Origin of the sequence: Streptomyces sp. NPDC051211, from assembly GCF_040689505.1 — a bacterium.
Lineage (GTDB): Bacteria > Actinomycetota > Actinomycetes > Streptomycetales > Streptomycetaceae > Streptomyces.
This window is the reverse complement of sequence record NZ_JBFBAV010000022.1, coordinates 22,079-46,539: the sequence shown is the minus strand read 5'-3', so window position 1 is coordinate 46,539 and position 24,461 is coordinate 22,079. Positions and strand designations below refer to the sequence as shown.

At 70.8% G+C, this 24,461-nt stretch carries 26 protein-coding genes; 8 read left to right on the top strand and 18 right to left on the bottom strand.

The window, feature by feature from the left end; all coding sequences use genetic code 11:
* Positions 1-58 precede the first annotated feature (58 nt).
* Positions 59-1,660: an MDR family MFS transporter gene (locus AB0447_RS21735; protein ID WP_366478348.1), complete on the bottom strand. Its 1,602-nt coding sequence runs from the start codon at positions 1,658-1,660 to the stop codon at positions 59-61.
* A gap of 105 nt (positions 1,661-1,765) precedes the next feature.
* Here AB0447_RS21735 and AB0447_RS21730 point away from each other — a divergent pair, with 105 nt between their 5' ends.
* Positions 1,766-2,341: a helix-turn-helix domain-containing protein gene (locus tag AB0447_RS21730; protein WP_366478347.1), complete on the top strand. Its 576-nt coding sequence runs from the start codon at positions 1,766-1,768 to the stop codon at positions 2,339-2,341.
* Positions 2,342-2,510: 169 nt separating this feature from the next.
* Positions 2,511-3,557, top strand: a complete 1,047-nt coding sequence (locus AB0447_RS21725) for an SGNH/GDSL hydrolase family protein (protein WP_366478346.1) — start codon at positions 2,511-2,513, stop codon at positions 3,555-3,557.
* Here AB0447_RS21725 and AB0447_RS21720 read toward each other — a convergent pair.
* Positions 3,554-3,970 (bottom strand): nuclear transport factor 2 family protein, encoded by a 417-nt coding sequence (locus AB0447_RS21720; RefSeq protein WP_366478345.1) that lies wholly within the window; start codon positions 3,968-3,970, stop codon positions 3,554-3,556. The genes AB0447_RS21725 and AB0447_RS21720 overlap by 4 nt on opposite strands.
* A 104-nt stretch (positions 3,971-4,074) precedes the next feature.
* Here AB0447_RS21720 and AB0447_RS21715 point away from each other — a divergent pair, with 104 nt between their 5' ends.
* The 3 genes from AB0447_RS21715 (at position 4,075) to AB0447_RS21705 (ending at position 6,766) form a co-directional block, all read left to right on the top strand.
* Positions 4,075-4,620, top strand: a complete 546-nt coding sequence (locus AB0447_RS21715) for a helix-turn-helix domain-containing protein (RefSeq protein ID WP_366478344.1) — start codon at positions 4,075-4,077, stop codon at positions 4,618-4,620.
* 104 nt (positions 4,621-4,724) lie between these two features.
* The gene (locus AB0447_RS21710) at positions 4,725-5,300 is read left to right on the top strand and encodes a Uma2 family endonuclease (RefSeq protein WP_366478404.1); all 576 of its coding nucleotides are present in this window, start codon (positions 4,725-4,727) and stop codon (positions 5,298-5,300) included.
* A 275-nt stretch (positions 5,301-5,575) separates the two neighbouring features.
* Positions 5,576-6,766: a S8 family peptidase gene (locus AB0447_RS21705; protein WP_366478343.1), complete on the top strand. Its 1,191-nt coding sequence runs from the start codon at positions 5,576-5,578 to the stop codon at positions 6,764-6,766.
* 34 nt (positions 6,767-6,800) lie between these two features.
* Here the strand turns inward: AB0447_RS21705 and AB0447_RS21700 are convergent, their stop codons facing one another.
* The 14 genes from AB0447_RS21700 to AB0447_RS21635 form a co-directional block, all read right to left on the bottom strand.
* On the bottom strand, positions 6,801-7,433 hold the full coding sequence (locus AB0447_RS21700; RefSeq protein WP_366478342.1) for an OmpA family protein: 633 nt from the start codon (positions 7,431-7,433) through the stop codon (positions 6,801-6,803).
* A 4-nt stretch (positions 7,434-7,437) separates the two neighbouring features.
* Positions 7,438-8,025, bottom strand: coding sequence for a hypothetical protein (locus AB0447_RS21695; protein ID WP_366478341.1), 588 nt, complete (start codon positions 8,023-8,025; stop codon positions 7,438-7,440).
* Positions 8,026-8,056: 31 nt separating this feature from the next.
* Positions 8,057-8,695, bottom strand: coding sequence for a pilus assembly protein TadG-related protein (locus AB0447_RS21690; RefSeq protein WP_366478340.1), 639 nt, complete (start codon positions 8,693-8,695; stop codon positions 8,057-8,059).
* 2 nt (positions 8,696-8,697) lie between these two features.
* The gene (locus AB0447_RS21685) at positions 8,698-8,883 is read right to left on the bottom strand and encodes a hypothetical protein (RefSeq protein ID WP_366478339.1); all 186 of its coding nucleotides are present in this window, start codon (positions 8,881-8,883) and stop codon (positions 8,698-8,700) included.
* Between the two features lie 107 nt (positions 8,884-8,990).
* Complete coding sequence (locus AB0447_RS21680) at positions 8,991-9,677, bottom strand: response regulator transcription factor (RefSeq protein ID WP_366478338.1); 687 nt, start codon at positions 9,675-9,677, stop codon at positions 8,991-8,993.
* Positions 9,677-11,104, bottom strand: a complete 1,428-nt coding sequence (locus AB0447_RS21675; protein WP_366478337.1) for a histidine kinase — start codon at positions 11,102-11,104, stop codon at positions 9,677-9,679. The genes AB0447_RS21680 and AB0447_RS21675 overlap by 1 nt, the downstream gene beginning before the upstream one ends.
* A 2-nt stretch (positions 11,105-11,106) precedes the next feature.
* Entirely contained in the window at positions 11,107-12,000 is an 894-nt protein-coding gene (locus tag AB0447_RS21670; RefSeq protein ID WP_366478336.1) for a DUF5936 domain-containing protein, read from the bottom strand.
* Positions 12,001-12,003: 3 nt separating this feature from the next.
* Positions 12,004-12,942 (bottom strand): type II secretion system F family protein, encoded by a 939-nt coding sequence (locus tag AB0447_RS21665; RefSeq protein WP_366478335.1) that lies wholly within the window; start codon positions 12,940-12,942, stop codon positions 12,004-12,006.
* On the bottom strand, positions 12,939-14,276 hold the full coding sequence (locus tag AB0447_RS21660) for a CpaF family protein (RefSeq protein ID WP_366478334.1): 1,338 nt from the start codon (positions 14,274-14,276) through the stop codon (positions 12,939-12,941). The genes AB0447_RS21665 and AB0447_RS21660 overlap by 4 nt, the downstream gene beginning before the upstream one ends.
* A gap of 4 nt (positions 14,277-14,280) precedes the next feature.
* Positions 14,281-14,904, bottom strand: a complete 624-nt coding sequence (locus tag AB0447_RS21655; protein ID WP_366478333.1) for a TadE/TadG family type IV pilus assembly protein — start codon at positions 14,902-14,904, stop codon at positions 14,281-14,283.
* Positions 14,904-15,299, bottom strand: coding sequence for a TadE/TadG family type IV pilus assembly protein (locus tag AB0447_RS21650; RefSeq protein ID WP_366478332.1), 396 nt, complete (start codon positions 15,297-15,299; stop codon positions 14,904-14,906). Before AB0447_RS21650 ends, AB0447_RS21655 begins: the two co-directional genes overlap by 1 nt.
* Positions 15,300-15,302: 3 nt before the next feature.
* The gene (locus AB0447_RS21645; RefSeq protein WP_366478331.1) at positions 15,303-16,640 is read right to left on the bottom strand and encodes a P-loop NTPase; all 1,338 of its coding nucleotides are present in this window, start codon (positions 16,638-16,640) and stop codon (positions 15,303-15,305) included.
* Between the two features lie 7 nt (positions 16,641-16,647).
* Positions 16,648-17,349: a Flp pilus assembly protein CpaB gene (gene cpaB / locus AB0447_RS21640; protein ID WP_366478330.1), complete on the bottom strand. Its 702-nt coding sequence runs from the start codon at positions 17,347-17,349 to the stop codon at positions 16,648-16,650.
* A 39-nt stretch (positions 17,350-17,388) separates the two neighbouring features.
* Positions 17,389-18,222 (bottom strand): hypothetical protein, encoded by an 834-nt coding sequence (locus tag AB0447_RS21635; RefSeq protein WP_366478329.1) that lies wholly within the window; start codon positions 18,220-18,222, stop codon positions 17,389-17,391.
* 348 nt (positions 18,223-18,570) lie between these two features.
* On the opposite strand from AB0447_RS21635, the gene AB0447_RS21630 reads away from it, so the two are divergent.
* Together AB0447_RS21630 and AB0447_RS21625 are read left to right on the top strand one after the other, a co-directional pair.
* Positions 18,571-20,262 carry a glycoside hydrolase family 18 protein gene (locus AB0447_RS21630; RefSeq protein WP_366478328.1) on the top strand — a complete coding sequence of 564 codons (1,692 nt, stop codon included), beginning with the start codon at positions 18,571-18,573 and terminating at the stop codon, positions 20,260-20,262.
* Positions 20,263-20,372: 110 nt separating this feature from the next.
* A complete protein-coding gene (locus tag AB0447_RS21625; protein ID WP_366478327.1) occupies positions 20,373-21,707 on the top strand; it encodes a M14 family metallopeptidase in 1,335 nt (444 codons plus the stop codon).
* A gap of 55 nt (positions 21,708-21,762) precedes the next feature.
* Here the strand turns inward: AB0447_RS21625 and AB0447_RS21620 are convergent, their stop codons facing one another.
* Entirely contained in the window at positions 21,763-22,185 is a 423-nt protein-coding gene (locus AB0447_RS21620; protein WP_366478326.1) for a RidA family protein, read from the bottom strand.
* Positions 22,182-22,928, bottom strand: coding sequence for an IclR family transcriptional regulator (locus AB0447_RS21615; RefSeq protein ID WP_366478325.1), 747 nt, complete (start codon positions 22,926-22,928; stop codon positions 22,182-22,184). The genes AB0447_RS21620 and AB0447_RS21615 overlap by 4 nt, the downstream gene beginning before the upstream one ends.
* 247 nt (positions 22,929-23,175) lie before the next feature.
* On the opposite strand from AB0447_RS21615, the gene AB0447_RS21610 reads away from it, so the two are divergent.
* Positions 23,176-24,459, top strand: a complete 1,284-nt coding sequence (locus tag AB0447_RS21610) for an alanine racemase (protein ID WP_366478324.1) — start codon at positions 23,176-23,178, stop codon at positions 24,457-24,459.
* Positions 24,460-24,461: the final 2 nt, after the last annotated feature.

The window sequence follows — 24,461 nt, the reverse complement described above, 5'->3', positions numbered from 1 at the left end:
GGGGGTTGTGTCGTCGGCCGTGCCATCGTCCGCGGTCAGCGGTACGGAAGAGCGGAGGTCAGCGCGCGACCGGCTCGCCGACCGCGGGGGCCGGGGCGGCCGGCTCGTCGGAGGGTTCGGCCGCGGCCGGGCCCGCACCGCGCAGCGGCACCTCCTTGACGAACCAGGCCGCCGCGAAGCCGAGGACCGCGACCACCGCGCCCAGCAGGAACGCCGAGTGCGTGCCGGCCGCCACCGCGTGCTGGTACGCCTCCCGCACCGCCTCCGGCAGCTTCGCCAGGCTGGCGGCGTCCAGCTGCGCCGATCCACCGGTCGCCGCACCGCCCGCTTCGCCCAGCCGGTCCGTCATGGTGTCCTGCACCCGGCTGGTGAACAGGGAGCCCATCAGGGCCACTCCGAAGGAGCCGCCCAGCGTGCGGAAGAGGGTGGCGGAGGAGGAGGCGACGCCCATGTCCTTCATCTCCACGCTGTTCTGGGCGACCAGCATGGTGATCTGCATCAGGAAGCCGAGACCGGCACCGAGGACGGCCATGTAGATGCCGGACTCGAACCGCGAGGTGCCGGTGTCCATCTGCGCGAGCAGGAACAGCCCGACCACCATCAGCGCGCCGCCCACGATGGGGAAGACCTTGTACTTGCCGCTGTTGGTCGTCACCCGGCCGGCCACCAGCGAGACCAGCATCATGGACAGCAGCATCGGGAGCAGCAGCAGACCCGAGTTGGTGGCGGACGCGCCCTGCACCGACTGCTGGAACAGCGGCAGGTAGAGCACACCGCCGAACATCGCGAAGCCGGTCAGGAAGCCGATCGCGGACATCAGGGTGAAGTTGCGGCTGCGGAAGATGTGCAGCGGCATGATCGGCTCGACCGCACGCCGCTCGGCGAACAGGAAGCCGGCGATCGTCAGCACTCCGACGGCACTGAGCCCGATGATCTCCGCCGAGCCCCAGGCGTACTCGGTGCCGCCCCAAGTGGTGACCAGTACGGTCGAGGTGATCGCGACGGTGAGCAGCGCGGCGCCCAGGTAGTCGATCGTGGCCTTGACCCGCTCCTTCTTGGGCAGGTGCAGGACCGCGGTCACCATGGCCAGCGCCACCGCGCCCAGCGGCAGGTTGATGTAGAAGGACCAGCGCCAGCCCATGTGGTCGGTGATGGTGCCGCCGACCAGCGGTCCGCCGATCATGGCGAGGGCCATCACGCCGGCCATCATGCCCTGGTACTTGCCCCGCTCTCGGGGCGGGATCAGGTCGCCGATGATCGCCATGACGCCGACCATCAGACCGCCGGCGCCGAGGCCCTGGACGGCACGGAAGCCGATCAGCTGGCCCATGTCCTGCGCCATGCCGCTGAGCGCGGAGCCGATCAGGAAGATGACGATGGAGGTGAGGAAGGAGCCCTTCCGCCCGTACATGTCGCCGAGCTTGCCCCAGATCGGAGTCGAGGCCGCGGTGGCCAGGGTGTAGGCGGTGACCACCCATGACAGGTGCTCCAGGCCGCCCAGTTCGCCCACGATCGTCGGCATCGCGGTACCGATGATCATGTTGTCGAGCATCGCCAGCAGCATCGCGATCATGAGCGCGAGCAGCACCACGCGCACGCTGCGCGGCTTCACCTCCCCCGAGGTGTCCGCCTTGCCGGAATTCCCGCCCTGGTCACTCACGTCGCCACTCCCCGTCCCGGGACTTACTTGCCGCCCGGCTAGTTCACTACACTGGGAAGGTAGACCCGTACTAGCCGGGCGTCAAGTAAGTAAGTGGGGAGAGCCATGTCCAGCAGTACGCAGCAGCGCCGCGGGAACACGCGCCAGCGCATCCAGGACGTCGCGCTGGAGCTCTTCGCCGAGCAGGGGTACGAGAAGACCTCCCTCCGCGAGATCGCCGAGCGGCTGGAGGTCACGAAGGCCGCGTTGTACTACCACTTCAAGACCAAGGAAGAGATCATCATCAGCCTCTTCCAGGACCTGACCCGGCCCATCGACGAGCTGATCACCTGGGCCGAGGCGCAGCCCCGCACCCTGGAGAACAAGCAGGAGATCCTGCGCCGCTACAGCAGCGCACTGAGCGGGGCGGCCCCGCTGTACCGCTTCATGCAGGAGAACCAGGCGACGATGCGCGAGCTCAGCATCGGCGAGACCTTCAAGCAGCGGATGTTCACCATGGTGGACCTGCTCCGCACGGACGACGCACCGCTCGCCGACCAGGTCCGGTGCGTCAGCGCGCTCTTCACGATGCACGCCGGAATGATGTTCCTCCAGCACGTGGAGGGCGACCCGGAGGAGAAGCGGATGGCCACGCTGGAGGTCGCCATCGACCTGATCACCCAGGCCCACCGGCAGGCATAGCGGCACACCGGCCGGCGCGGCGGGGAGCCGGGGCGGACCGGCTCTCCTTGAGGATCCGTCAAGCGGTACCACCCGTTCGAGGCATTACTCTCCGTAGTCAACGACGCTACTTTTGGTGACATGAGTCGCAGGGACCGGCCCGGGCTCACTCACCGAAAGAGGCGCCGCCATGAACGCCGTGAACGCCCTGAACACCTTGAACGCCTTGAACACCGCCAAGGCCGCCGCACTCGCCACGGCCACCGCACTCGCGGCGACCGCGGCCGCCCTCACACCGGCCGCGGCCGCCCCCCGCCCCGCTCCTGCCGAGTACGTCGCGATCGGCGACTCGTACAGCGCCAACACCTTCGTACGCCCCTGGAACGGCGGCCCCGCGGACACCTGCGGCCGGTCCCTGGTCAACTACCCCTCCCAGGCGGCGCGTCGACTGCAGGTCACCCTCACGGACGTGACCTGCGGGGCCGCCGAGGTCAGGGCGGGGGTCCTGGAGCCACAGCCGGCCGAGGGGCGGTACGGCCCCAATCCGCCACAGCTGAACGCCCTGAGCCCGACCACCTCCCTGGTGACCATCGGGGTGGGCGGGAACTCCCTCGGCTTCGAGGACATCCTGCGGGAGTGCCTCGCCCGGGGCCTCGGCGCCCTCGGCTTCGGCAAGCCGTGCACCACGTACTACACACAGAGGGACGGCGCGGCCTGGCTCTCCCAGAAGTTCGCCGATCTCGACGCCGACTACACGGCCATGCTGAAGGCCGTCCACCAGCGCGCACCCCGCGCCAAGGTCGCCCTCGTCGGATACCCGGCCATCGTGGGCAGCAACGCGACCACCAACACCGGCTGCACCTGGGGGCAATGGCGCCGGTTCGGGACGGTCGCCAAGGGGGACATGCCGTGGCTGGACTCCGTCGAGAGACGCCTCAACGACCTCATCCGCAACCAGGCCACCCAAGCGGGCCATGCGTACGTCGACACGTACACGCCGAGCGCCGGGCACGGCGTGTGCGCGCCCAGCGGCCAGAAATGGATCTACGGGGTGAAGGACGACCTGACCGGCGAGGGCACCCAGCAGGACGACCGGCCCCTGCCGTCCTGCGCGCTGATCCCCGGCGACGGCGAGGCCTGCACCTTCATCCATCCGAACGCCAACGGCGCCCGCAGCCAAGCCGATGCGGTCACGGCGGCACTGATCGGACTCGGTGCAGCCGCCAGGCCCTCCTAGACCGACCGGAGCCGGCGCTCCGACTCCTCGATCGGGATGTCGTTGATGCTGGCCTCGCGCCGCCGCATGAGGCCGTCGTCGGCGAACTCCCACTGCTCGTTGCCGTGGCTGCGCCACCACTGGCCGTCCGCGTCGTGCCACTCGTACTCGAAGCGCACGGAGATCCGGTTGCCGGTGTACGCCCACAGCTCCTTGCGGAGCCGGTAGTCGAGTTCGCGGGCCCACTTGTCGGCGAGGAAGGAGCGGATCTCGTCCCGGCCCCGGAGGAACCGGTCGCGGTTGCGCCACTCGGAGTCCTCGGTGTAGGCGAGGGCGACGCGTTCGGGGTCGCGGGTGTTCCAGGCGTCCTCGGCGGCCTGCACCTTGGCGCGGGCGGTCTCTTCGGTGAAGGGCGGCAGGGGCGGTCGGGTCATGGCGATGCCTTCCAGCAGGAACCGGCGAAAGTAGAGAACGCTCGTTCTCCACTCTACGAGAACGCGCGTTCTCCTCACAGCCGAATCCGGACTACCCTTCCCCCATGGACGACGAAGAGGCCAGGACCCGCCTGCTCGACACGGCGGAGGCGCTGTTCTACACGCACGGCATCCAGGCCGTCGGCATGGACCGCATCCGCACCGCCTCCGGGGTCCCGCTGAAACGGCTGTACCGGCTCTTCCCCGCCAAGGAATCCCTGGTCACCGCCTACCTGGAACGCCGGGACGGCCGCTGGCTGAACTCCCTCCGCGCGGCGGCCACCCGCCCGTCCGACCCCCGGGACCGGGTACGCGCGGTCTTCGACTGGCTGGCGGAGTGGTTCGCCGAGCCCGACTTCCGGGGCTGCGCGTTCATCAACGCGTACGGAGAACTCGGCCCCACCGCCCCGGAGGTCGTCCGCACCCACAAGTCAGAGCTCCGCACCCTCCTAGCCGACCTGACAACCGGCCCACCGACTCTCGCCGACCAGCTCCTGATCCTGGTCGAGGGCGCCACGGTCCTGGCCTCCTTCACCCCTGGACCGACCCCGGCCCACCGGGCCCGGGAGGTGGCGGAGCTGCTGGTCCCTGCCACAGACCCGAAGGGGTGAGGGAGGCACAAGCCGGGGCGATGGGGGGCTGCGGCGCTAGCCTGAGGTGAGGCCGAGAACGCGATGAGTACACCGCAGCCGCCCGGAGGACCACGGTGACCACCATGATCGAAAAGCCCACCCCCATAGACACCGAGGTGGGGGCGCAGACCTTCGAGGACCTGCTGCACACCGTTGAGGAGATGGATACTCCAGACGGCTTCAAGGCAGAGCTCATCCGGGGGAAGATCGTCGTGTCACCGTGGTCCAAGCTGCGCTATTTCCTGCCCATGGAGTCCCTGAAGGAGCAGCTGAAGCCACACGCGCCCGATGGGCATGCAACGGACTACGCCCCGTTTCTGTTCAGCTTCCCCGCGGCAGGTCGCGCCTACGGGCCGGATCTCTTCGTCGTTGACCGATCCATCTTCCAAGGCGACGGCCGGCACGGAGATGCGGGTGCCTTGGCTCTGGTCGCCGAGTTCACTTCAGTCTCCACGAAGGACGCAGACTGGTGCGAGAAGCTGCAGGTCTACGGGCAGCTCGTGCCGTTGTACCTGGTGGTCGACATGCAGGACCGGGAAATCACCTGCTTCTCCGACCCGTCGCCGAGCGGCTACCGCTCTCACCGGACGGTCTCGTTCGGGAAGCCGCTGACCGTGCCCGCTCCCTTCGACTGTGAGATCGACACCACGGACTTCTAGCCGGTGACGGCTTTCGGGTGAATCGCGCCGGTGGATGCGGGGTGACCGGCGGGGCTTGGAGGGGACGAGGTGAACCCTTCCTGCACGGGCGGAAACGGCTCCGGTCGGGCTGTTTGACCTGCGCTTTCGCGGGCCGGGTGGGGTTGGGCCAGGTGGATGGCCCGATTTCAGCAGCAGGTGTGGCGGCGCCGAAGGGATGAGTGGTCGTCAGCGACGGGGGATGCCCCACGCGCGAGGCCCCACACTGACGCACGACTCACCCCTGGAGCCGTTCCATGCGCCTGCTCGCGCGCTGTATCGCCGCCGCTGCCCCGCTGATGCTCGTACCGCTGGCCACCGCTCCCGGGGCGGCCGCCGACGACGACGTCCGCGCCGTGCCCCTCGCGGTGACCAAGACCTCCGGCGTCCCCATCCCCAACAGCTACATCGTCACCCTGAAGCAGGGCACCGACGCGGCCGGGTTCGTCAAGAAGGTCCCGCAGCTGGGGAAGGCGAACCACACGTACGGCAGTGCCCTGTCCGGGTTCGCGGCCACGCTGACCGAGACGCAACTGACGTTCGTGCGCAGCTCGCCGACGGTGACCTCGGTGGAGCAGAACACGGAGGCCAAGGTCTTCGACGACGGCAGCCGTGCCCTGGGGGCCACCAACGTGTGGGGCCTGGACCGGATCGATCAGCGGAACCTGCCGCTGGACGGGCAGTTCACCACCGCGGGCAACGGGGCCGGGGTCAGGGCGTACGTCGTGGACACCGGCATCGACTACACGCACACGGAGTTCGGCGAACGGGCCTCGTTCGGCTTCGACGCGATCGGCGACGGGCGCAACGGTGCGGACTGCCAGGGACACGGCACGCATGTGGCGGGCACAGTCGGCGGCAGCACGTACGGGGTCGCCCGGAAGACCTCGCTGGTCAGCGTGCGCGTGCTCGACTGCGACGGCAAGGGTGACTACGCCGGGGTCATCGCCGGCATGGACTGGATCGCCAAGAACGGCGTGAAGCCGGCCGTCATGAACGGCTCCCTCGGCGGGCCGAGGTCGGCGGCCGTGAACGCCGCCGTCAATGCCGTGTACGCCGCCGGCATCACGCCGGTCATCGCCGCCGGCAACAGCGCCGTCGACGCCTGCACCATCTCACCGGCGAGCGCCGAGAACGCCCTGACGGTCGGTGCCACCAACCAATGGGACGAGGAGACCGGCTTCTCCAACTGGGGCGAGTGCCTTGGGGTCTACGCCCCCGGCCAGAACATCACCTCGGCCAAGCTCGGCGGCGGAAGCGTCGCCCTGAACGGGACCTCGATGGCCGCGCCGCATGTGGCGGGGGCGGCGGCCCTCTACCTGGCGGCGAACCCGAGGGCCACCGGTGAGGACGTGGCCGCGTGGGTCTACGACAAGTCCACCAAGGACGTCATCACGTCGATCAGCCAGTCCTCCCCGAACCGCCTGCTCTTCACCGACGGCCTCTGACCGTTCCGGGCCCCGGCCAGTCCTGGGCCGGTGCCTAGTTCGTCGCGCCCCGGGGGAAGGTGATCTCGACGCGCCGGTTCTTCTTGCGGCCCTCTTCGGTGTTGTTGTCGGCGATCGGGTAGTCCTCGCTGTAGCCGCGGATGTCGAAGGTGACGGCCGGGTTGGTGACGGTCTTGGCGAGCTCCCGCTGCACGGCGTCGGCGCGCTTCTTGGAGAGCACCTTGCCGTGCTCGTAGCTGCCCTGGTCGTCGGTGAAGCCGAAGACTCGGACGCGGGTGGCCTTCTGCTGGTTGATCTCGCTGCCGATGGCTTGGATGCGGGCGGAGGCCTGGGCGTTGAGGACGTCACTGTCCTCGGGGAACAGGACCTCCGCCTGGAGCGCCATCATCACGCTCTGGTTCGTCTCCTGCCGCCGCTGCTCCCCGCCGAGGTCTTCTACCACCTCGGCGATGTCCAGCACCTTGGGAGGTGCCAGGACGCCGCCCTGGGGCATCTTGAGCCCGGGCGAATTGGAGTCGATCGCCACGGGCGGGGCGGCGGAGGGCTCGGTTCCGGGCGGCGTGGTGGGGTCGTCTGCGTATGCGCTGCCGGCGCCGATGAGGTGCGCCCCGGCGATGACCAGGCCGACTATGGCTGTGGCGGCGGTTGCGCGGTGGCGTGTGGTCATGGGGTCACCCGGAGATCTTGATGGTTACCGTGGCGAACGTGGGCAGGCCGAAGTCAACTTCAGTGGTGTTGGCCGGCGGTGCCGGGAACTGAGCAGTGATGGAAACCGACTTGCCCGCGCCGATGCTGAAGATGTCGGTGCTGCACAGGCAGCGGCCCTCTGTGTCCCGGAGCACGTAGTAACGCTTCTTGCCCGCCCTGTCGACCACCGTCGCACCTGCGATCGAGCCCGGGCTTGCGTTCTTCTCGGCTCCCCGCCACGGGGGCGTTTGCCCAAACGGGCGGGAACTGTTGTTCTTGATCTGCCCATTGACAGTGAGGAACCCACCCGGATCCCGTACCGCCGAGTTGATCAGCAGCACGATGCCTTCCGGACCGTTCGACGTCGCGATGACTTCGACCGGTGCCGTGCTCGTGCTGGTGGGCGCAGGCTTTTGAGACTCCGCACCCTGGGTCTGGGCCACGGGCGTATTGCCCTTGCCCTTGGGCTTCTCGTCATCGCCCATTCCGCACCCGGCCAACGTGAGGGCCAAGACCGCCGCCACCGCTGCGGCCGCTCCCCTGCGGACCTTCGCCGTCTGCCGAATGCTCATTTACGCCGCTTCCTTGTCTCTCGCTCCACCATCAGCCGTCCAGCCGCACCTTGAACAGACTCCGCGCCAGATCGGCCAGCTTCCCTGGGTTCAGGGGATCCAGCTTGAACGCTCTGTCGTCGTCGCACTCAAAGTTGACCGGATCGGGATCTGGCTTGTCCGTTTCATCGCCAGGCGGGGGCGTCGGCTCCGGCGTGGGATCCGAGCTGAGCGAACAACGCGGCTCGATCACAGCCGTGGCGGTCGCCGTCGCATGGAACGTGTCGGAGCCGGGGATGACTGACTTTCCCACCGTGTCGTTCGTCTGCACAGTCACGGTGAACCGCGGGAGAGAGGGTTCACAGATGACGGGAGCTTCACCTGAATCGTTCAGGGCGGCAAAGGACTCGGCCTCGTCGCAAGCCCCCTCTGCATCGAAGAATTCGCCGTCCAGGATCTCTTGCCACTCCTCCGGCTTGAGATCCTGCAGAACGAGTCCCGTGAAGACGCTGTCTCTCGCCTCACGGGCAGCTGCCAACGCTGCAGCATCGGCGGCGCCTTGCGCCTGGCTACGCGTGGCTCCTGCCATTCCCACAACGACGAAGGCGAGGGCGGCAAAGAGCAGGACCGCAACCGTCCCGACATAGAGAGGGAACGCCTGCCCTTGATCCCGGGCCCCAGACGCAACCAACCTCAGGTGCCCCCGCCACCCGTGATGTCCGTGACCGCCTGGGTGATGGCGCTGGCGATCTGCGTCCCGATCCCCGATCCGAGAATGGCGCCGATGATCAGGACGATCACCACAATGATCCCCAGGTACTCGAAAGCCGTCTGGCCCTCGTCCCTGCCGTTCAAACGGCGCCACTTGAGGTTCCGCACGGTGTCCTCCAGGTCCGGTCCCGCTGTCGACTCGCGGACCGTACGCAACCGCGGGCGCGCCTGCAAAGGGTCCTGGGGCCCATCTACGGACCCACTGCGCATCCCGTCTACCCATGACCCGGCGCCCCCGAACGGATCGTTCCCAGCCAGCGGGCTATCGCCTCGCTGCGGCTCGCGCTGTGGAGCTTCGCGAAGATGCGGTTGATGTGGTTCTTGACCGTCTTTTCGCTGATGAAGCAGGTGGCTGCGATCTGCTGGTTCGTCATTCCGGACGCGATCAGGTCCATCACCTCCACCTCCCGCGAACTCAGCCCGAACGAAGCATGGTTGGGAACCCGTTCCGAAGACTGTGCCACAATCCGTTGCGGATGCGAAGACCCCCGCAGTTCCGCCAGCAGGGCTCCCGCCGCCGTCGGGGTGAAGTGGGGGCGGCCCTCGTGGACGTCGCGGATGGCGCGGGTCAGGTCGTCCGGCGTGAATTCGCCGTGGACGAGGTAGCCGCCGGCGCCCAGGAGCAGGGACTCGCGGACCACCTCGCTCTCCTGGCTGTACGTCAGCATCAGTACCTGCGCCAGCTGCACCAGGTGCGGCAGGGCCGAGATGCCGTCCACGCCCGGCATGCGGACGTCCAGCAGGACCACGTCCGGGTGGTGGCTGCGGGCCAGGGCGAGGGCTTCGCCGCCGTTGGCGGCCTGGGCGACCACCTGGAGGTCCTCGTGGGTGGCCAGGAGTGCGGCCAGGCCGGCCCGGACGACCGGGTTGTCGTCGGCGATCAGGATGCGGAGCGGCGGCATCAGGCGCTCCCCCGGGCGGTGAGCGTGAGGCGGACCCGGGTGCCCGGGCCGGTCGGGCGGGGGCCGATGTGGAGGTCGGCGCCGATCGCGGCCGCGCGTTCCGTCATGCCGAGCAGGCCGAAGTGGCCCCGGCCCCGGAGGTCCGACGGGTCGACCCCGCCGGGCGGCAGGCCGCGCCCGTCGTCCTCGATGGTGAGGACGAGGAGGGAGTCCGGGCCCGAGTCCGGGTCTGCCGTGATGGCCCGGACCTCCACCCGGGTGGCGGCCGCGTGCCGGCGGACGTTCTCCAGGGCCTCGGAGGCCACTGCCAGCAGGTGGCGGGCGACGTCGGACGGCAGGTCGGGAAGTGGGCCGACGGTGCCGAGTTCCGCCGGCGGACAGGCTGCCTCCGTCAGGGACCGGAGCGCCGAGGTCAGGTCGGCCGCCGAGGTCAGGTCGGCGGACGGGGTCAGGTCGGCAGACGGGGTCAGGTCGGCAGACGGGGTCCGGCCGGCGGACGGGGTCCGGCCGGCGGACGGAGTTGGGTCGGTGGACGGAGTCAGGCCGGCGGACGGAGCCAGGTCGGTGGCCGGGGACCCGTCGGCGGACGGGAGCCCGACGGCGGTCGGCTGGGCGTCGGCGGCCGACGGCGTGTCGCGGCGCAGGTCCGCGAGGAGGGCGCGGGATTCTGTCGCCGCGCGGCGGGCCGAGCGGGCGATCAGGTCGGCCCGGGAGCGGAGCTGCTCCGGGTCCGTGGTGCGGGGCAGGGCCTCGGCGGCGAGGGCCAGGCCGTGCAGGGTCTTGGCCAGCGAGTCGTGCATCTCGCGGGCCAGCCGGGTGCGTTCCTCGGCCACGGCCAGCCGCGCCCGGGTCTCGGTCAGCGCCCGCCCGGCCTCGCCGAAGCGGAACAGCAGCCCGCGCAGGCAGGCCCCGGCCGCGCCCGCGAGGAGGCACAGGCTGCCGAGGAGCAGCCCGCCGGCCAGGGCGGCCACGACCACTGCCTGGACGGCCGCGTACACGGCCGAGCCGCGCCAGCCGTAGACGAGCCCGGCCAGCAGCGGCGTACCGATGGCGACCAGGCCGAGCGGGGAGTCCAGGGTGGCCGGGATGAGCAGGAGCAGGGTCCAGGCCATGTCGGCGGCGAGCAGCCAGCGGTGGCGGAGCAGCAGTGGCCCGAACCGCTCCCAGTCGCGGAAGAGGAGGTACGAGAGCATGAAGCTGAACAGGATCGCGCCGCCGACCAGGTAGGCCGGTCCGCCGGGCGCCGTACGGCCCAGGGCGATCGGGGCGCCCAGGGCGATGAGCGCCAGCCGGAAGCCGAAGACCTGGCGGCAGAGGGACTGGAGTGCGTTCACCTGGAGGGTGAGGGCGGGTTCCGGGCGGCGGGCCCGGGCCGGAACGGTCGCGGTGCCGGTCCACAGGGGGGCCGGAAGGAAGCCGGAGGACATGGTCAGTCGCCTTCCAGCAGTGCGCCGAAGTCGATGTCCGCGCCGTACACGAATCCGCCGATGAGCAGGATCATCGTGCCGGGCAGCATGAACATGGTGACCACGAAGGTGGCCTTGGGGACGGCCCGGGCGGCCCGGCGGCGGGCGTTCTGGGCGTCCGTACGCCGCATGTCCTCGGCGATGGCGATGAGGGTGTCGACGATGGGCGAGCCGAGTTCCTCGCCCTGCTGGAGGGCGGTCACGAACTGGGCGACCTGCTCGCTGTCGTTGCGGCGGCGCAGTTCGTCGAAGGCCTGCCGGCGGCTGACGCCCATGTCCATCTGCTGGAGGGTGATGCGGATTTCGTCCGACCAGGGGCCCTTGTACTTGTCGGCGACGCGTTCCAGGGCCTGCCGGAAGCCGAGCCCGGAGCTGACGACCACGGCCAGGACGTCCAGGAAGTCGGGCAGGGTCCGTTCGATGTGGTCGCGGCGGACCCGGATCGCCGACCACAGTCCGGCCTCGATCCAGAACAGGCCGAAGGCGACCATGATCAGGGACAGGATCAGCTGGCCGTTGAGGAGCATGGCGAAGGCGCCGGCGCCGCCCAGGGCCCCGTACACGGCGCGGCGGGCGGCGTAGCGGTCGATGGTCAGGCCGGCCGGGTTGCCGGCCATGTCGATCTGGCGGCGTTTGCGGGCGACCTGTTTGGGGCCCATCAGGCGCAGGACGAGGGGGGCGTACCGGATGCCCATCCGGTCGACGACCGAGCCGACGGCGGTGGTGCGGGTGGCGCCGACCTCCAGGGCGAGGGCGAGGTCGGTGGGGAGTTTGGTCTCGGCGCGGTAGAGGCGGATGCCGTGGAAGGCCCCGAGGACGGACAGGGCCAGGGCGAGGGCCAGCAGCAGGGCGGTCACCGGCTACACCTCGATCTTCGACAGGCGGCGGATGGAGACGAAGCCGAGGGCGAAGAGGCCGAGCGCGGCCAGTACGGCGATCTGGCCGGGGACGGAGCCGGTCATCCGGTCCAGGGCGCCCGGCATGATCGCGTCGACGAGCAGGAGGGAGCCCAGCCCTATGAACGGCATCAGGTAGGCGGTCACCGTCACCTGGGACAGCTGGGTGCGGATCTCGCGGCGGGTCTCCTTGCGCTGTTCCAGGGTGACGGTCAGGTTGCGGAGGCTGCCGACGATCGCGCCGCCCGCGCGGGAGGACAGCACGAGGGTGGAGACGAGGACGACGAGTTCCCGGGAGGGCAGCCGGTCCGCGAGTTCGCCGAGGGCCTCGTCGATGGAGTGGCCGACGGCCAGCCGGTCGGCGACCCGGGCGAGTTCCTCCCCGGCCGGTGCCTCCAGCTCCTCCGCGGCCATGCCGATGGCGGTACGGAGGGCCAGCCCGGCCTGGGTGGCGTTGGCCAGGATGCGGGCCAGCTCGGGGAGCTGGTTGATGAAGCGCTCCGTACGGCGGGTGCGCTGCCAGTTGAGGAAGGCGTTCGCCGACCACAGGCCGATCAGGCCGGCCACCGGGCCGAAGAAGGGGGCCAGCAGGGCGGAGGCGATCAGCCAGACGCCGGCCACCGAGGCGGCCATGTACACGAGGAACTCGCCCGGGGTGAGTTCGAGGCCGGTCGCGGCCAGCTGGCGTTCGATCCGGCGGCCGAGGCGGGTGGGGCGCAGCCGCCGGTCCAGGGAGCGGAAGCGGCGCCGGCGGCCGGCGGGCTCCGGTTCGCCGCTCGCGGAGAGCCGCTCGATGAGCGCGGCGCGCTGGGCCCGGCCCTTGGCGTAGGCGTGGACGCCCAGGACCAGGAGGGCGCAGGCGAGGAGCGTGGCGCCGAGGGTGAGGAGTACGGGTGTGGTCACAGGGCGATCCGGGTGGTGAGCTGGTCCTCGGTTGCGGCGACCCCGAAGGCCTGCGGGATCGGCTGGTTGTTCATGTAGAGGCGTTCGGCGATGCGGCGCGGCAGCGGGTAGTACTCGAAGTGGCCGTGCACCCGGCCGTCGCCGCCGAGCGGCTGGGCGGCGAACCGGCAGACGGTGATGATCCGGAAGGGTTCGCGGCCGTGCGAGTCGAGGATGGAGATCTCGGTGATCCGGCGGGAGCCGTCGGCGAACCGGGTGAGCTGGACGACCACGTTGACGGCGCTGTTGATCTGGTCCTGGAGGGCCTCGAAGGGCACCTCGACCTCCGACATGGAGGCTAGGGTCTGGAGCCGCATCAGGGCGTCCTCGGCGCTGTTCGCGTGCACGGTGGCGAGGGAGCCGTCGTGGCCGGTGGACATGGCCTGGAGCATGTCGAGGGTCTCGCCGCCGCGGACCTCGCCGACGATGATGCGGTCGGGGCGCATCCGGAGGGAGTTTCGGACCAGGTCCCGGATGGTTATCCGGCCCTTGCCCTCGACGTTGGCGGGCCGTGATTCCAGCCGGATGACGTGGGACTGCTGGAGCTGGAGTTCCGCCGAGTCCTCGATGGTGATGATCCGTTCGCCTTCCGGGATGAGACCGGAGAGGGCGTTGAGGAGGGTGGTCTTGCCGGTGCCGGTGGCCCCGGAGACGATCACGTTCATCTTGGCCTGGACCAGGCCGGAGAGGAGCAGCAGCATCTGCTCGTCGAGCGAGCCGAGGGCGATCATCTCGGGGAGGGTGAAGGCGCGCGGGAAGCGGCGGATGGTGAGGGTGGCGCCGGTCAGGGAGAGCGGCGGGATGATCACGTTGACGCGTTCGCCGGTGGGGAGGCGGGCGTCGACCATCGGGTTGGCCTCGTCCACGCGGCGATTGACGGCGGAGACGATGCGCTCGATGGTCTGCATCAGCTGCTCGTGGGAGGCGAAGCGGAGGGGAAGTTGCTCGACCCGGCCGGCCCGCTCCACGTAGATGTGGTCGGGGCCGTTGACCATGATCTCGGAGATGGAGGGGTCTTCGAGGAGCGGCTCGAGCACGCCGAGGCCGAGGGCTTCGTCGACGACCCGGCGGATCAGCTGGGCGCGCTCGACGGTGGAGAGGACCGGGCCCTCGCGGCTGATGATGTGCCCGAGGACCCGCTCCAGGCGGGCGCGGCGCTCGGCCGGGGCGAGCGAGGACATCTCGGCGAGGTCGATCTCTTCGAGCAGCTTGGCGCGGTAGGCGGAGACGAGGCGGCCGTCTTCGCGGGGGCTGTGGCGGTCGTCCGGGGTGTTGACCCGGGAACGCAGGCTCATGGGTTCAGGGGCCTTCCGGGTCGTCGTTGGGCATGGTGGCAGTTCGGGTGCGGGGCTCGAAGGACAGTCCCGGCACGATGGAGTTGACCGGGATGGTCACGGTCGCGGTGAGGGCGTCCGTGCCGCTGACACCGACGATGGCGCTGCCCCGGATGCTCTCCTTGATGGAGTCGCGTCCGGCGGCCTCGCCGGTGGGGATGTCGGTACGGGCGGCCGTACGGGCGGCCACCCGGGCGGCGTTCTCCGCCTGCTGCTCGACGTACGCGATCCAGCCGAGCTGGATGCCGGCGAGGGCGATGAGCAGGAGGATCGGCAGGAAGCCGAGGTACTCCAGGGCGGCTTGGCCGCGGTCGCGGTGGGCGCGGCGCGCGCCGGGTACCGGGGCGCCGGCCCGGGCAGCCCCGTGCCTCAAGCGCCGGCGGGGCTGGGTGGGTGCCGTCCGGCCGGGGCGGCCGGGCGCGCCGGGCAGGCCGGGTACCGGGGCGCTGCTCCGGACCCCGCGCCTCAAGCGCCGGCGGGGCTGGGTGGGTGCCGCCGGGCCGGGGCGGCCGGGCGCGCCGGGGTGGCTCGGGCTGGAGTCGGACGGGGGGAGCACGGGCCCTGCCGAGGCCGAGGTGTGGGCGTGCATCAGCCGGTCTCCTCTTCCATCGCCGCTCCCGCCTCGCCCGTCACCGACAGGCCGGTGTTCAGGCCCGGGAACAGGGCCGGGATCTGCAGCCGGACGGAGACCCGGTACAGGCCCGTGGCCGGCGGGGCCGGGCAGGTCGGCGTGGTCTGCCAGCTGCCGGGGATGTGTTCCCGGGCGGCCGCGTCGCAGGCGCCCGGGTCGCCGCTGACCGCCCCCGCCCGGGCCGCCTCGTCCGCCGCGTTGCCCGCGAGGGAGAACGCGTAGCCGATCAGGACGCACTGCCACACGGCCGCGATCAGGAGCAGGATCAGCGGCAGCATGCCCAGGAACTCGAGGGCGACCTGGCCGCGGTCGCCGGCTTGCGCGGTGGCGGGGGCCCGCGCGGGTCTGGGCATCGGTCAGCCCTCCCGGGCCGGGCGGCGGCGCCAGGAGGCGAGGGCGCCGCGGTCGCCGCCGCGCAGGCGGGCGACCGGGCCCTGGGGACGCAGGGCGAGGGTGGCGCCCGGGGGCGCGTCGCCCGCGGCGGAGCGGGCGGCGGGGGCGGCGGACTCCTCCGGGCTGCGGAGCAGGCCGAGTTCCCCGGCGAGGGTCCACAGGGCCTGCTTGACCGAGGACCGGTTGTCGAGGTCCTGAACGCGGCCCGCGTCGACCACGGCCTGGAGTTCCTTGAAGTTCGCCGGGACCGGGGTGCGGGTGGGCCGGGTCTTGGTGATCTTCTCGATCAGGGAGGGCTGTATCTCGGTGTGCTTGGTCCAGCGGTTGACCACCAGTGCGGTGTCCTCGGCCTTGCGGACCTGGAGCCGTTCCCACATACGGACCATCCGCTTGGCGGCCCGGACGGCGACCACGTCGGGGGTGGTGACCAGGACCGCGACGTCGGCGAGCTCGACGGTGGCGGCGCCGGCACCGGAGAGCTGGGTGCCGCAGTCGACGACGACGAGGTCGTAGCGGTGCCGCAGGGCGGTGATGATGAGCCGGGCGGCCCGTTCGTCGACCTCCTCGCCGCGTTCGCCGTCGGCGGGGGCCAGCAGCAGGGCGAGGCCGGCCTGGTGCTCGTACACGGCGTCGCCGAGGACGCGCGGGGAGATGTCCTGGATGCCGGCCAGGTCGGCGATCGAGCGGCGGAACTGGACGTCCAGGTAGGAGCCGACGTCGCCGGCCTGGAGGTCCATGTCGACCAGGGCGACCTGCCGTCCGGCGGCGGCCGCGGCCAGGGCGAACTGGACGGCGCAGAAGGTGGTGCCGACCCCGCCCTTGGCGCCGGTGACGGTGACCACGCGGCCGCTGCCCGGGCCGGTGAAGACGTCCGCGCCGGCGCTCGGGCCGAGGTGGCGGCGTACTCCGGCGGCCCATTGGGCGGCGGCCTGGACGCGGGCGGCGAGTTCCTCGTAGGTGAGCGGGAGTCCGACCAGGCCGCGGGCGCCGGAGTCCATGGCGGCGGAGAAGAGGGCCGGGCCGGCGTCGGAGGTCAGCAGGACCACACCTACCGCCGGGAAGCGGAGGGCGACTTCGCGGATGAGGTCGAGGGCGGGCAGCGGGCCGATCCGCTCGTGGACGAGGACGACCTCGGGGAGTTCGTCGATGGACCCGGCGGCCTGCCGGGCCAGGGTGTCCAGCAGGGCGGTCGAGTCGTGCAGCGGGGCGGCCGGCGCGGCGGCCGGGAGCTGGCCGAGCAGGGTGATCAGGACGCGGGCGGCCTCCGGGTCGGAGACGGCGGGAAGGATTCGGGTGGTCATGCCGGCCTCACTTGTCCCCGTCGAGGGTGTACCAGCGGTCGGCGGGCGGGACGGATCCCTCGGTGCCGGGCGGGAGCAGGGCCAGCCGGACGTGTTCGGCGAAGGACTCGGCGTAGGCGATGCGGTTGACGTCCTTGTTGCCGAGGGCGAAGGTGATCGGCACGGCCTCGGGGGTGCCCTTGCGCTCGCCGGACTTCTCCACCGGGGTGAGCCGGCCGACTTCGATGACCCGGGCGTTGACCACGATGATGACGGACCGGTCGGGGTCGGTCGGCCGCTTGCCCTTGAAGGTGGCGGTGATGTTGACCCGGTCACCGGAGTGGATCTTCCCGGCGACGCCGGTGGACGCGTCGATCATGATGGCGATCTCCTGTTCGCCGGCCTGGAGCTTGGGCCGGTCGACGACCATGTCGGCCTGGAGCAGGGAGCCCTTCTTGAGGGTGGTGAGCGCGATCTTCCCCTTGACCGCGCCGAGGTCGGTGACGGCCGTCGGGGGCCGCCAGCGTTCGGGGATGGTCACCTGCTCGAACTTCCCGGCGTCCAGCGGGCTGTAGGCCGCTATATCGCTCTTGACCCGGTACGCGACGACCTCGGGCCCGACCTTCGAGTTGACCTCGCCGATCACCGAGATCACCCCGGCGAATGCGCCGAGTGCGCACAGGACCGAGAGGAGCAGCAGGATGACGCCGCGGCGCTGGCGTGAGTTCATGGGCCGGGGACCTCGTCGTTCGTGGGTCAGGAGCGTGGGTCAGGATCTGGCGAGTGCCGGGATCGGGGTGGCGCAGAAGCCGCAGCGGTCGCCGATGAGTTCGAGGCCGCACCATCGGCAGTCCTCGCGGCGGACGGAGGCGACGAGCTGGTAGAGGACGCCGATGTCGGGGATGGCCGCGGCGAACTCGATCAGCTTGGGGGTGGCCCACCAGGCGGGCGAGTCGGCGGGCAGCGGGTTCTCCAGCACGCCCTGGACCTGCCAGGCGGGGGCCAGTTCGGTGGCGACCCAGTCTCCGGCGAGCTGGCCGCGGGCGAAGGTGAGGTGGGTGGCGAATGCGGGGCCGGGCGGGAGTGCGGCACCGGGGCCGAGTTTCACCAGGTGCGGGGCCGGGTTGGCGAGTACGGCGAACTGGGCGCCGGGGGCCCAGGAGCGGGCGTGCGCCTTGAGGGCCACCGGGATCCGGTCGAGTTTGGCGACCGAGCCGAGGAGGGCGCCGGCGTGGATGTAGTGGGACAGCAGCCGCGCGGCGGAGGCGATGATTCCGGGGCTGAAGTCGCACATGGTGAGCTGGCGCAGCTGACGGACCAGCAGGGCGGTGCCGAGCGGCGGCAGATCGATGTCGAGCAGGGCGATCCGGTCGCTCTCCAGGATGGCGCGTACGGTGTGCAGCCGGCGGACGGCCGGCGCGGGCAGCCAGGCCGGTACGACGACCAGCAGGTGGCCGTGCCGCTCCAGCAGGGCGGCGGTCTCGGCGAGCGCATGCTCCAGATCGAGCCGTTCGGGCGGGTGCAGCACCGCGGCCGGCGGGGTGTGCCGGTCGGGGGCGGGCAGCACCAGGTCGGCGCTGGTGACAGCGATGGCGGTCGGCACGCGAATCCCCCTGTTCCCCTGATCCCCCCGCACGCCGCAGACGTCCGCGTGGTCGTCGCGTACGCGCGCATGCTGCGCGACCGCAAACGATCGACGCGCTTCCCTCCTGCCTCAGCACCTTATCCGCGTCCTTCCTGGCGGGGCAGGCCCTTGCCAATTCCCGTGCATGGAGCACCTGTCACAGGTGGCGGGAAACCCGGACAACCGGGAAGGGAACTCCGATCGTTTCCAGCCACATTGCAAAGACTCTTGACACGGAGATTGGTCTGGACCAACTTGGCTGCGGGATCCCCACTCCCTCCCCACCGCGCCACCCCTCCCCTACCCCTCCCCCCACCGGAGCCATACGTGAACCGCATACGCTCCCTCGCCCTGCTGGGCGCCGCCACCCTCACCGCGACCGGTCTGGCAGCCTTCACCGCCGGGACCGCGCAGGCCGCCGACGTCAACGTGGCCCGCAACGGCGGCTTCGAGTCCGGGCTCGCCAACTGGAGTTGCGCGGGCGACAGCGGAGCCGCCGTCCCCTCGCCCACCTACGCCGGGGCCGGCGCCCTCAAGGGCACCCCGAGCGGCCAGGACAACGCCCGCTGCAGCCAGACCGTCACGGTCAAGCCGAACTCCACGTACACGCTGAGCACCCAGGTCCAGGGCAGCTACGTCTACCTGGGCGCGTCCGGCACGGGCACCCAGGACGTCTCCACCTGGACCCCCGGCTCGGGCGGCGGCTGGCAGAAGCTGTCCACCACCTTCAACACCGGGCCGAGCACCACACAGGTCACCGTCTACACCCACGGCTGGTACGGGCAGCCCGCCTACCACGTGGACGAGTTCAGCGTGTTCGGCCCGGACGGCGGCGGGGGCACCGACCCCGGCCCCGGCATCCCCGGAGCGCCCGCCGGACTCGCGGTTTCCGGCCAGAGCGCGAACGCCCTCACCCTTTCGTGGAACGCGGTCTCCAACGCCACCGGCTACCACGTCTACCGGGACGGCAGCCGGGTGGCCACGGTCACCGGCACCAGCAGCCAACTCACCGGTCTGGCCCCGTCCACCACCTACTCCCTCCAGGTGAGCGCGTACAACCAGGCGGGTGAAGGTCCGAAGTCCGCCCCGGTCAGCGGCACCACGTCCCCCGGCGGCAACCCCGGCAACCCGGCCGTGCCCCGGCACGCGGTCACCGGCTACTGGCAGAACTTCAACAACGGGGCCACCGTCCAGAAGCTCTCGGAGGTCCAGGCGCAGTACGACATCATCGCCGTCTCCTTCGCCGACGCCACCACCACACCCGGGGCCATCACCTTCAACCTCGACTCGGCCGGCCTCGGCGGCTACACGGTCGCCCAGTTCAAGGCCGACATCGCGGCGAAGAAGGCGGCCGGGAAATCGGTCATCCTCTCGATCGGCGGCGAGAAGGGGACCATCACGGTCAACGACTCCGCCTCGGCGAACAACCTGGCGAACTCGGCGTACGCGCTGATGCAGGAGTACGGCTTCAGCGGCATCGACATCGACCTGGAGAACGGCCTCAACGCCACCTACATGACCCAGGCACTGCGCTCCCTCGCCCAGAAGGCCGGACCCTCCCTGGTCATCACCATGGCCCCGCAGACCATCGACATGCAGTCGACCTCGAACGCCTACTTCCGGACGGCGCTGAACATCAAGGACATCCTCACCGTCGTCAACATGCAGTACTACAACAGCGGCTCGATGCTGGGCTGCGACGGCAAGGTCTACTCCCAGGGCTCGGTGGACTTCCTCACCGCACTGGCCTGCATCCAGCTGGAGGGCGGCCTCGACCCCTCCCAGGTGGGCCTGGGCCTGCCCGCCTCGACGAGCGGCGCGGGCAGCGGCTACGTCTCCCCGACCGTGGTGAACAACGCGCTGGACTGCCTGACCCGCGGCACGAACTGCGGCTCGTTCAAGCCGTCCCGCACCTACCCGTCGCTGCGCGGGGCGATGACCTGGTCGACGAACTGGGACGCGAAGGCGGGCAACGCCTGGTCCAACTCGGTGGGTCCGAAGGTGCACTCGCTGCCGTAGCCGGGCATGTGTGGGGGTGGCCGGTTTCGGCCTCTTGACCGGTCCATGACAGAGGCGCACGCTGTGCGCGTCCGCACGGCTACCCCCACACTCCCGACCCAGGAGATCGCATGCGGCTACACACCCGCCGGAGGTCCGTCGTCACGGCGGCCCTGCTGGCGCTCGCGCTCGGCGCACCCGCCTACGGCATGAGCGCCACCGCCTCGGCCCCTCCGACGCCGTCCACCGCCACCCAGGACGAGGCCATCGGCCAGTACCGGATCCACGGGCCGTCCACCGCGGCCGACCGGACGGCACTGCTCGGCACCGGAGTCTCGATCGACGAGGTCGACGACCACACCGTGGTCGTCAGCGCCGACACCATGCAGGCCAAGAAGCTGCGCTCGCTCGGCTACAAGCTCGACGCTCTGGCCGGCCCGCCCGACCGCTCGCTGCCCGGGATCGCGGCGACGCCCATGGACTTCCCCTCGGCCGACTCGAAGTACCACAACTACGCCGAGATGAGCGCCGAGATCGACCAGCGGATCGCCCAGTACCCGAACATCATGAGCAAGCGGGTGATCGGCAAGTCCTACCAGGGCCGCGACCTGGTCGCCATCAAGATCAGCGACAACGTCGGGACCGACGAGGCCGAGCCCGAGGTGCTCTTCACCCACCACCAGCACGCCCGGGAGCACCTGACCGTCGAGATGGCCCTGTACCTGCTCCGCGAGTTCGGCGAGGACTACGGCACCGACTCCCGGATCACCAACATGGTCAACGGGCGCGAGATCTGGATCATCCCGGACCTCAACCCGGACGGCGGCGAGTACGACATCGCCACCGGCTCCTACCGGTCCTGGCGCAAGAACCGGCAGCCCAACTCGGGCTCCTCGTACGTCGGCACCGACGAGAACCGCAACTGGAACTACAAGTGGGGCTGCTGCGGCGGCTCCAGCGGCAGCAAGAGCTCCGAGACCTACCGCGGCACGGCCGCCGAATCGGCCCCCGAGGTGAAGGTGGTCTCGGACTTCGTCCGCAGCCGGGTGGTCGGCGGCAAGCAGCAGATCAAGGCGGCCATCGACTTCCACACCTACAGCGAGCTGGTGCTGTGGCCGTTCGGCTACACCTACAACGACACGGCCCCCGGCCTGACCGCAGACGACCTGGGCGCCTTCAAGGCGGTCGGCCAGAAGATGGCCGCGAGCAACGGCTACACCGCCGAGCAGTCCAGTGACCTCTACATCACCGACGGCACCATCGACGACTGGCTGTGGGGCAGCCAGAAGATCTTCGGCTACACCTTCGAGATGTACCCCCGCAGCTCGGGCGGCGGCGGCTTCTACCCGCCCGACGAGGTGATCGAGCGCGAGACCAGCCGGAACCGGGACGCGGTGCTCCAGCTGCTGGAGAACGCGGACTGCATGTACCGGTCCATCGGCAAGGAATCGCAGTACTGCGTCTGAGCCGTGCACAGCTCGGGGCGCCCCACCGCCAGGGGGGCGCCCTTCGCGTCCGGTGTCAGCCCAGGACCGCCAGCGCGTCGATCTCGATCAGGAGACCGGCGGGCAGGCCGACGTACACGGTGGTCCGGGCGGCCGGCGCCTGCTCGAGGCCCTGCTCCTCGAAGTAGGCGTCGTAGAGCTCGTTCATCTCGGCGAAGTGCCCGGTGTCGGTCAGGTAGACGCGGATCATCATCACGTCGTCCCAGCCCGCACCGCCCGCCTCCAGCACCGAACGGACGTTCTCCAGCGTCTGGAGCGTCTGCTCGCGCAGGGTCGGCCCGGCAGTGGTCGGCGGCTGCCCCTCGACGTGCGGGAGGAACCCGACCTGGCCGGCCACCTGGAGGATGTTCCCCTTGCGCACGCCGTGCGAGAACTTCGCGGGCGGGGCGGTGTGGGTGGGCGGGGTGAGGGCGGTCTTCTTCCCGGTGTGGTCCGTCACTCGGTCTCTCCTGAGTAGTCCTGGCTGATGGCATCGGCGGTACGCAGCACCTGTGGCAGCAGTTCCAGCAGTTCCCCGCTGCCGACCAGCATGCTGGGCGCGGACACCGAAAGGGCCGCCACGACCCGCCCGCCGGGGCCGCGCACGGGTGCGCCGAGGCAGTTGACGGTGTCCTCGTGTCCGCCGAGGTCGGTGGCCCAGCCCTGTTCGCGTACGAGGGCCAGTTCGCGGAGGAAGGCCTCCGCGTCCGGGGTCGAACGGGCGGTGTAGCGGGGGTATTCGATCCGCTCCGCCAGGGCCCGCCGTTCGCTCTCGTCCAGGCCGGCGAGCAGCACCTTGGCGACGGCGGCGACGGTGAGCGGGACGGGGCGGCCGATGCGGGAGTACATCCGGACGGGGTAGCGGCTGTCGACCTTGTCGACGTAGACGACCTCGTCGTCCTGGTGCAGGGCGAGGTGGACGGTGTGGCCGGTGTCGGCGTTGAGCGCGGCGAGGTGGGGGTGGGCGGTCTCCCGGATGTCCAGGTTCTCCATGGCCTCCGCGGCGAGGGCGAAGAGCCTGCCGCCGAGCCGGTACCGGCCGTCCGCCTGGCGGTACACGAGCCCGTGTTCATGCAGCGTCCGCAGCAGGCGCAGGGCGGTGCTCTTGTGCACGTCCAGCTCCGCTGCGACCTGGCCCAGGCCGGCCGGCCCTCTGGCCAGCAGCGGCAGGATGCTGAGCGCCCGGTCGAGCGTTTGGCTCACGTCGTGTCCTGTCCTGTCCGTGCGCAGCCCTGCGGGCGGCCTCTTCCCCACCCCGCCCCTTCCCGAACTGGGGCCTGCGGCCCCAGCCCCCGCTGGGCGCTTCGCGCCGGATGCGCTCAAACGCCGCGCGGGCTGGGATGCCGTGTCGCGGCTTCACGTTGACCCGCCGTCACCTCGGATGTTAGACAGCAGCGAGCGGCATCCGCAACGACCGTTGCGGAGCACGCAACAGCCCGGGAGGAATCGAATGGCCAGCGAAGCGATCCGGCGGCTCGCCGACGAGGCGGTCGACCACCGATTCAAGGGCCTCCCCCCGGATGCCGAGGCGGCCGGGCTGACCGTCGGGCAGCTGGCCGCCGAGCGGCGCGGGCTGTACACGGGCGGGTTCACCACCCCCGTGCTGACCCTCGACGCGGCGGCGCTGGAGCACAACCTGGCCGCCCTCGGCGCGTTCTGCGACAGCCACGGGCTCGCGTTCGCCCCGCACGGCAAGACCTGTATGGCCCCGCAGCTGTTCGAGCGGCAGCTGGAGCTCGGCGCCTGGGGCATCACCGTCGCCATGCCCCATCAGGCCCGCGTCTGCCGGGCGTTCGGGGTCCGGCGGATCTTCCTCGCCAACGAGCTGGTCGATGCCGCCGCCCTGCGCTGGGTTGCCGCCGAGCTCACCGCGGACCCGGACTTCCGCTTCGTCGCGTACGTCGACTCCGTACGCGGCGTGGAGCTGATGGACTCCGCCCTCCAGGGGCAGCAGGCCACGGTGGACGTGGTGGTGGAGCTCGGCGCGGGCGCCGAGGGCCGGACCGGGGTCCGGACCGAGGAGGAGTGCGTGGCCGTCGCCGAGGCCGTCGCGGCCTCCGGCCGGCTCCGCCTGGTCGGGGTGGCCGGCTACGAGGCCACCATGCCCGGCGCCGACGCCGGCACCGTCCGGGTCTGGCTGCGCCGGCTCACCGCGCTCGCCGCGGACTTCGACAAGCGCGGCCTGTTCGCGGACCTGGGGACCACCGAGCAGATCATCGTCAGTGCGGGCGGCAGCGAGTGGTTCGACGCGGTCGCCGAGGTGTTCGCCGAGATCCCCGAGCTGTCCCGCCCGGTATTGAAGCTGCTGCGCTCGGGCGCGTACGTCTCCCACGACCACGGCTGGTACTCCAACCTGACCCCGTTCAACCGGATCCCGGAGGAGGGCGGTCTGCTGCCGGCGTTCCGGCTGTGGACCCAGGTGGTGTCCCGGCCGAACCCGGGCCAGGCCTTCGTCAACGCCGGCAAGCGGGACATCGCCTACGATCTGGGGCTGCCGCAGGTGGTCGCGGTGCGGGGCGCCGACGGCACCGAGCGGCCGGCCGACGGGATCCGGGTGGAGAAGCTGTCCGACCAGCACGCCTGGCTGGAGACCGGGCCCGAGGTCCGCCTGGAGGTCGGGGACTGGATCTCGCTCGGCATGGCGCACCCCTGCACCATCTTCGAGAAGTGGCCGCTGATCCCGGTCGTCGAGGCCGACGGCACGGTCACCGACTACATCCGGACGTTCTTCTAGCC

Coding starts and splice junctions, on each gene's coding strand:
- AB0447_RS21730 (WP_366478347.1), top strand. CDS start 1,766: ATGTCCAGCAGTACGCAGCAGCGCCGCGGGAACACGCGCCAGCGCATC.
- AB0447_RS21725 (WP_366478346.1), top strand. CDS start 2,511: ATGAACGCCGTGAACGCCCTGAACACCTTGAACGCCTTGAACACCGCC.
- AB0447_RS21720 (WP_366478345.1), bottom strand. CDS start 3,970: ATGACCCGACCGCCCCTGCCGCCCTTCACCGAAGAGACCGCCCGCGCC.
- AB0447_RS21715 (WP_366478344.1), top strand. CDS start 4,075: ATGGACGACGAAGAGGCCAGGACCCGCCTGCTCGACACGGCGGAGGCG.
- AB0447_RS21710 (WP_366478404.1), top strand. CDS start 4,725: ATGATCGAAAAGCCCACCCCCATAGACACCGAGGTGGGGGCGCAGACC.
- AB0447_RS21705 (WP_366478343.1), top strand. CDS start 5,576: ATGCGCCTGCTCGCGCGCTGTATCGCCGCCGCTGCCCCGCTGATGCTC.
- AB0447_RS21700 (WP_366478342.1), bottom strand. CDS start 7,433: ATGACCACACGCCACCGCGCAACCGCCGCCACAGCCATAGTCGGCCTG.
- AB0447_RS21695 (WP_366478341.1), bottom strand. CDS start 8,025: ATGAGCATTCGGCAGACGGCGAAGGTCCGCAGGGGAGCGGCCGCAGCG.
- AB0447_RS21680 (WP_366478338.1), bottom strand. CDS start 9,677: ATGCCGCCGCTCCGCATCCTGATCGCCGACGACAACCCGGTCGTCCGG.
- AB0447_RS21675 (WP_366478337.1), bottom strand. CDS start 11,104: ATGTCCTCCGGCTTCCTTCCGGCCCCCCTGTGGACCGGCACCGCGACC.
- AB0447_RS21660 (WP_366478334.1), bottom strand. CDS start 14,276: ATGAGCCTGCGTTCCCGGGTCAACACCCCGGACGACCGCCACAGCCCC.
- AB0447_RS21655 (WP_366478333.1), bottom strand. CDS start 14,904: ATGCACGCCCACACCTCGGCCTCGGCAGGGCCCGTGCTCCCCCCGTCC.
- AB0447_RS21650 (WP_366478332.1), bottom strand. CDS start 15,299: ATGCCCAGACCCGCGCGGGCCCCCGCCACCGCGCAAGCCGGCGACCGC.
- AB0447_RS21645 (WP_366478331.1), bottom strand. CDS start 16,640: ATGACCACCCGAATCCTTCCCGCCGTCTCCGACCCGGAGGCCGCCCGC.
- cpaB (WP_366478330.1), bottom strand. CDS start 17,349: ATGAACTCACGCCAGCGCCGCGGCGTCATCCTGCTGCTCCTCTCGGTC.
- AB0447_RS21625 (WP_366478327.1), top strand. CDS start 20,373: ATGCGGCTACACACCCGCCGGAGGTCCGTCGTCACGGCGGCCCTGCTG.
- AB0447_RS21610 (WP_366478324.1), top strand. CDS start 23,176: ATGGCCAGCGAAGCGATCCGGCGGCTCGCCGACGAGGCGGTCGACCAC.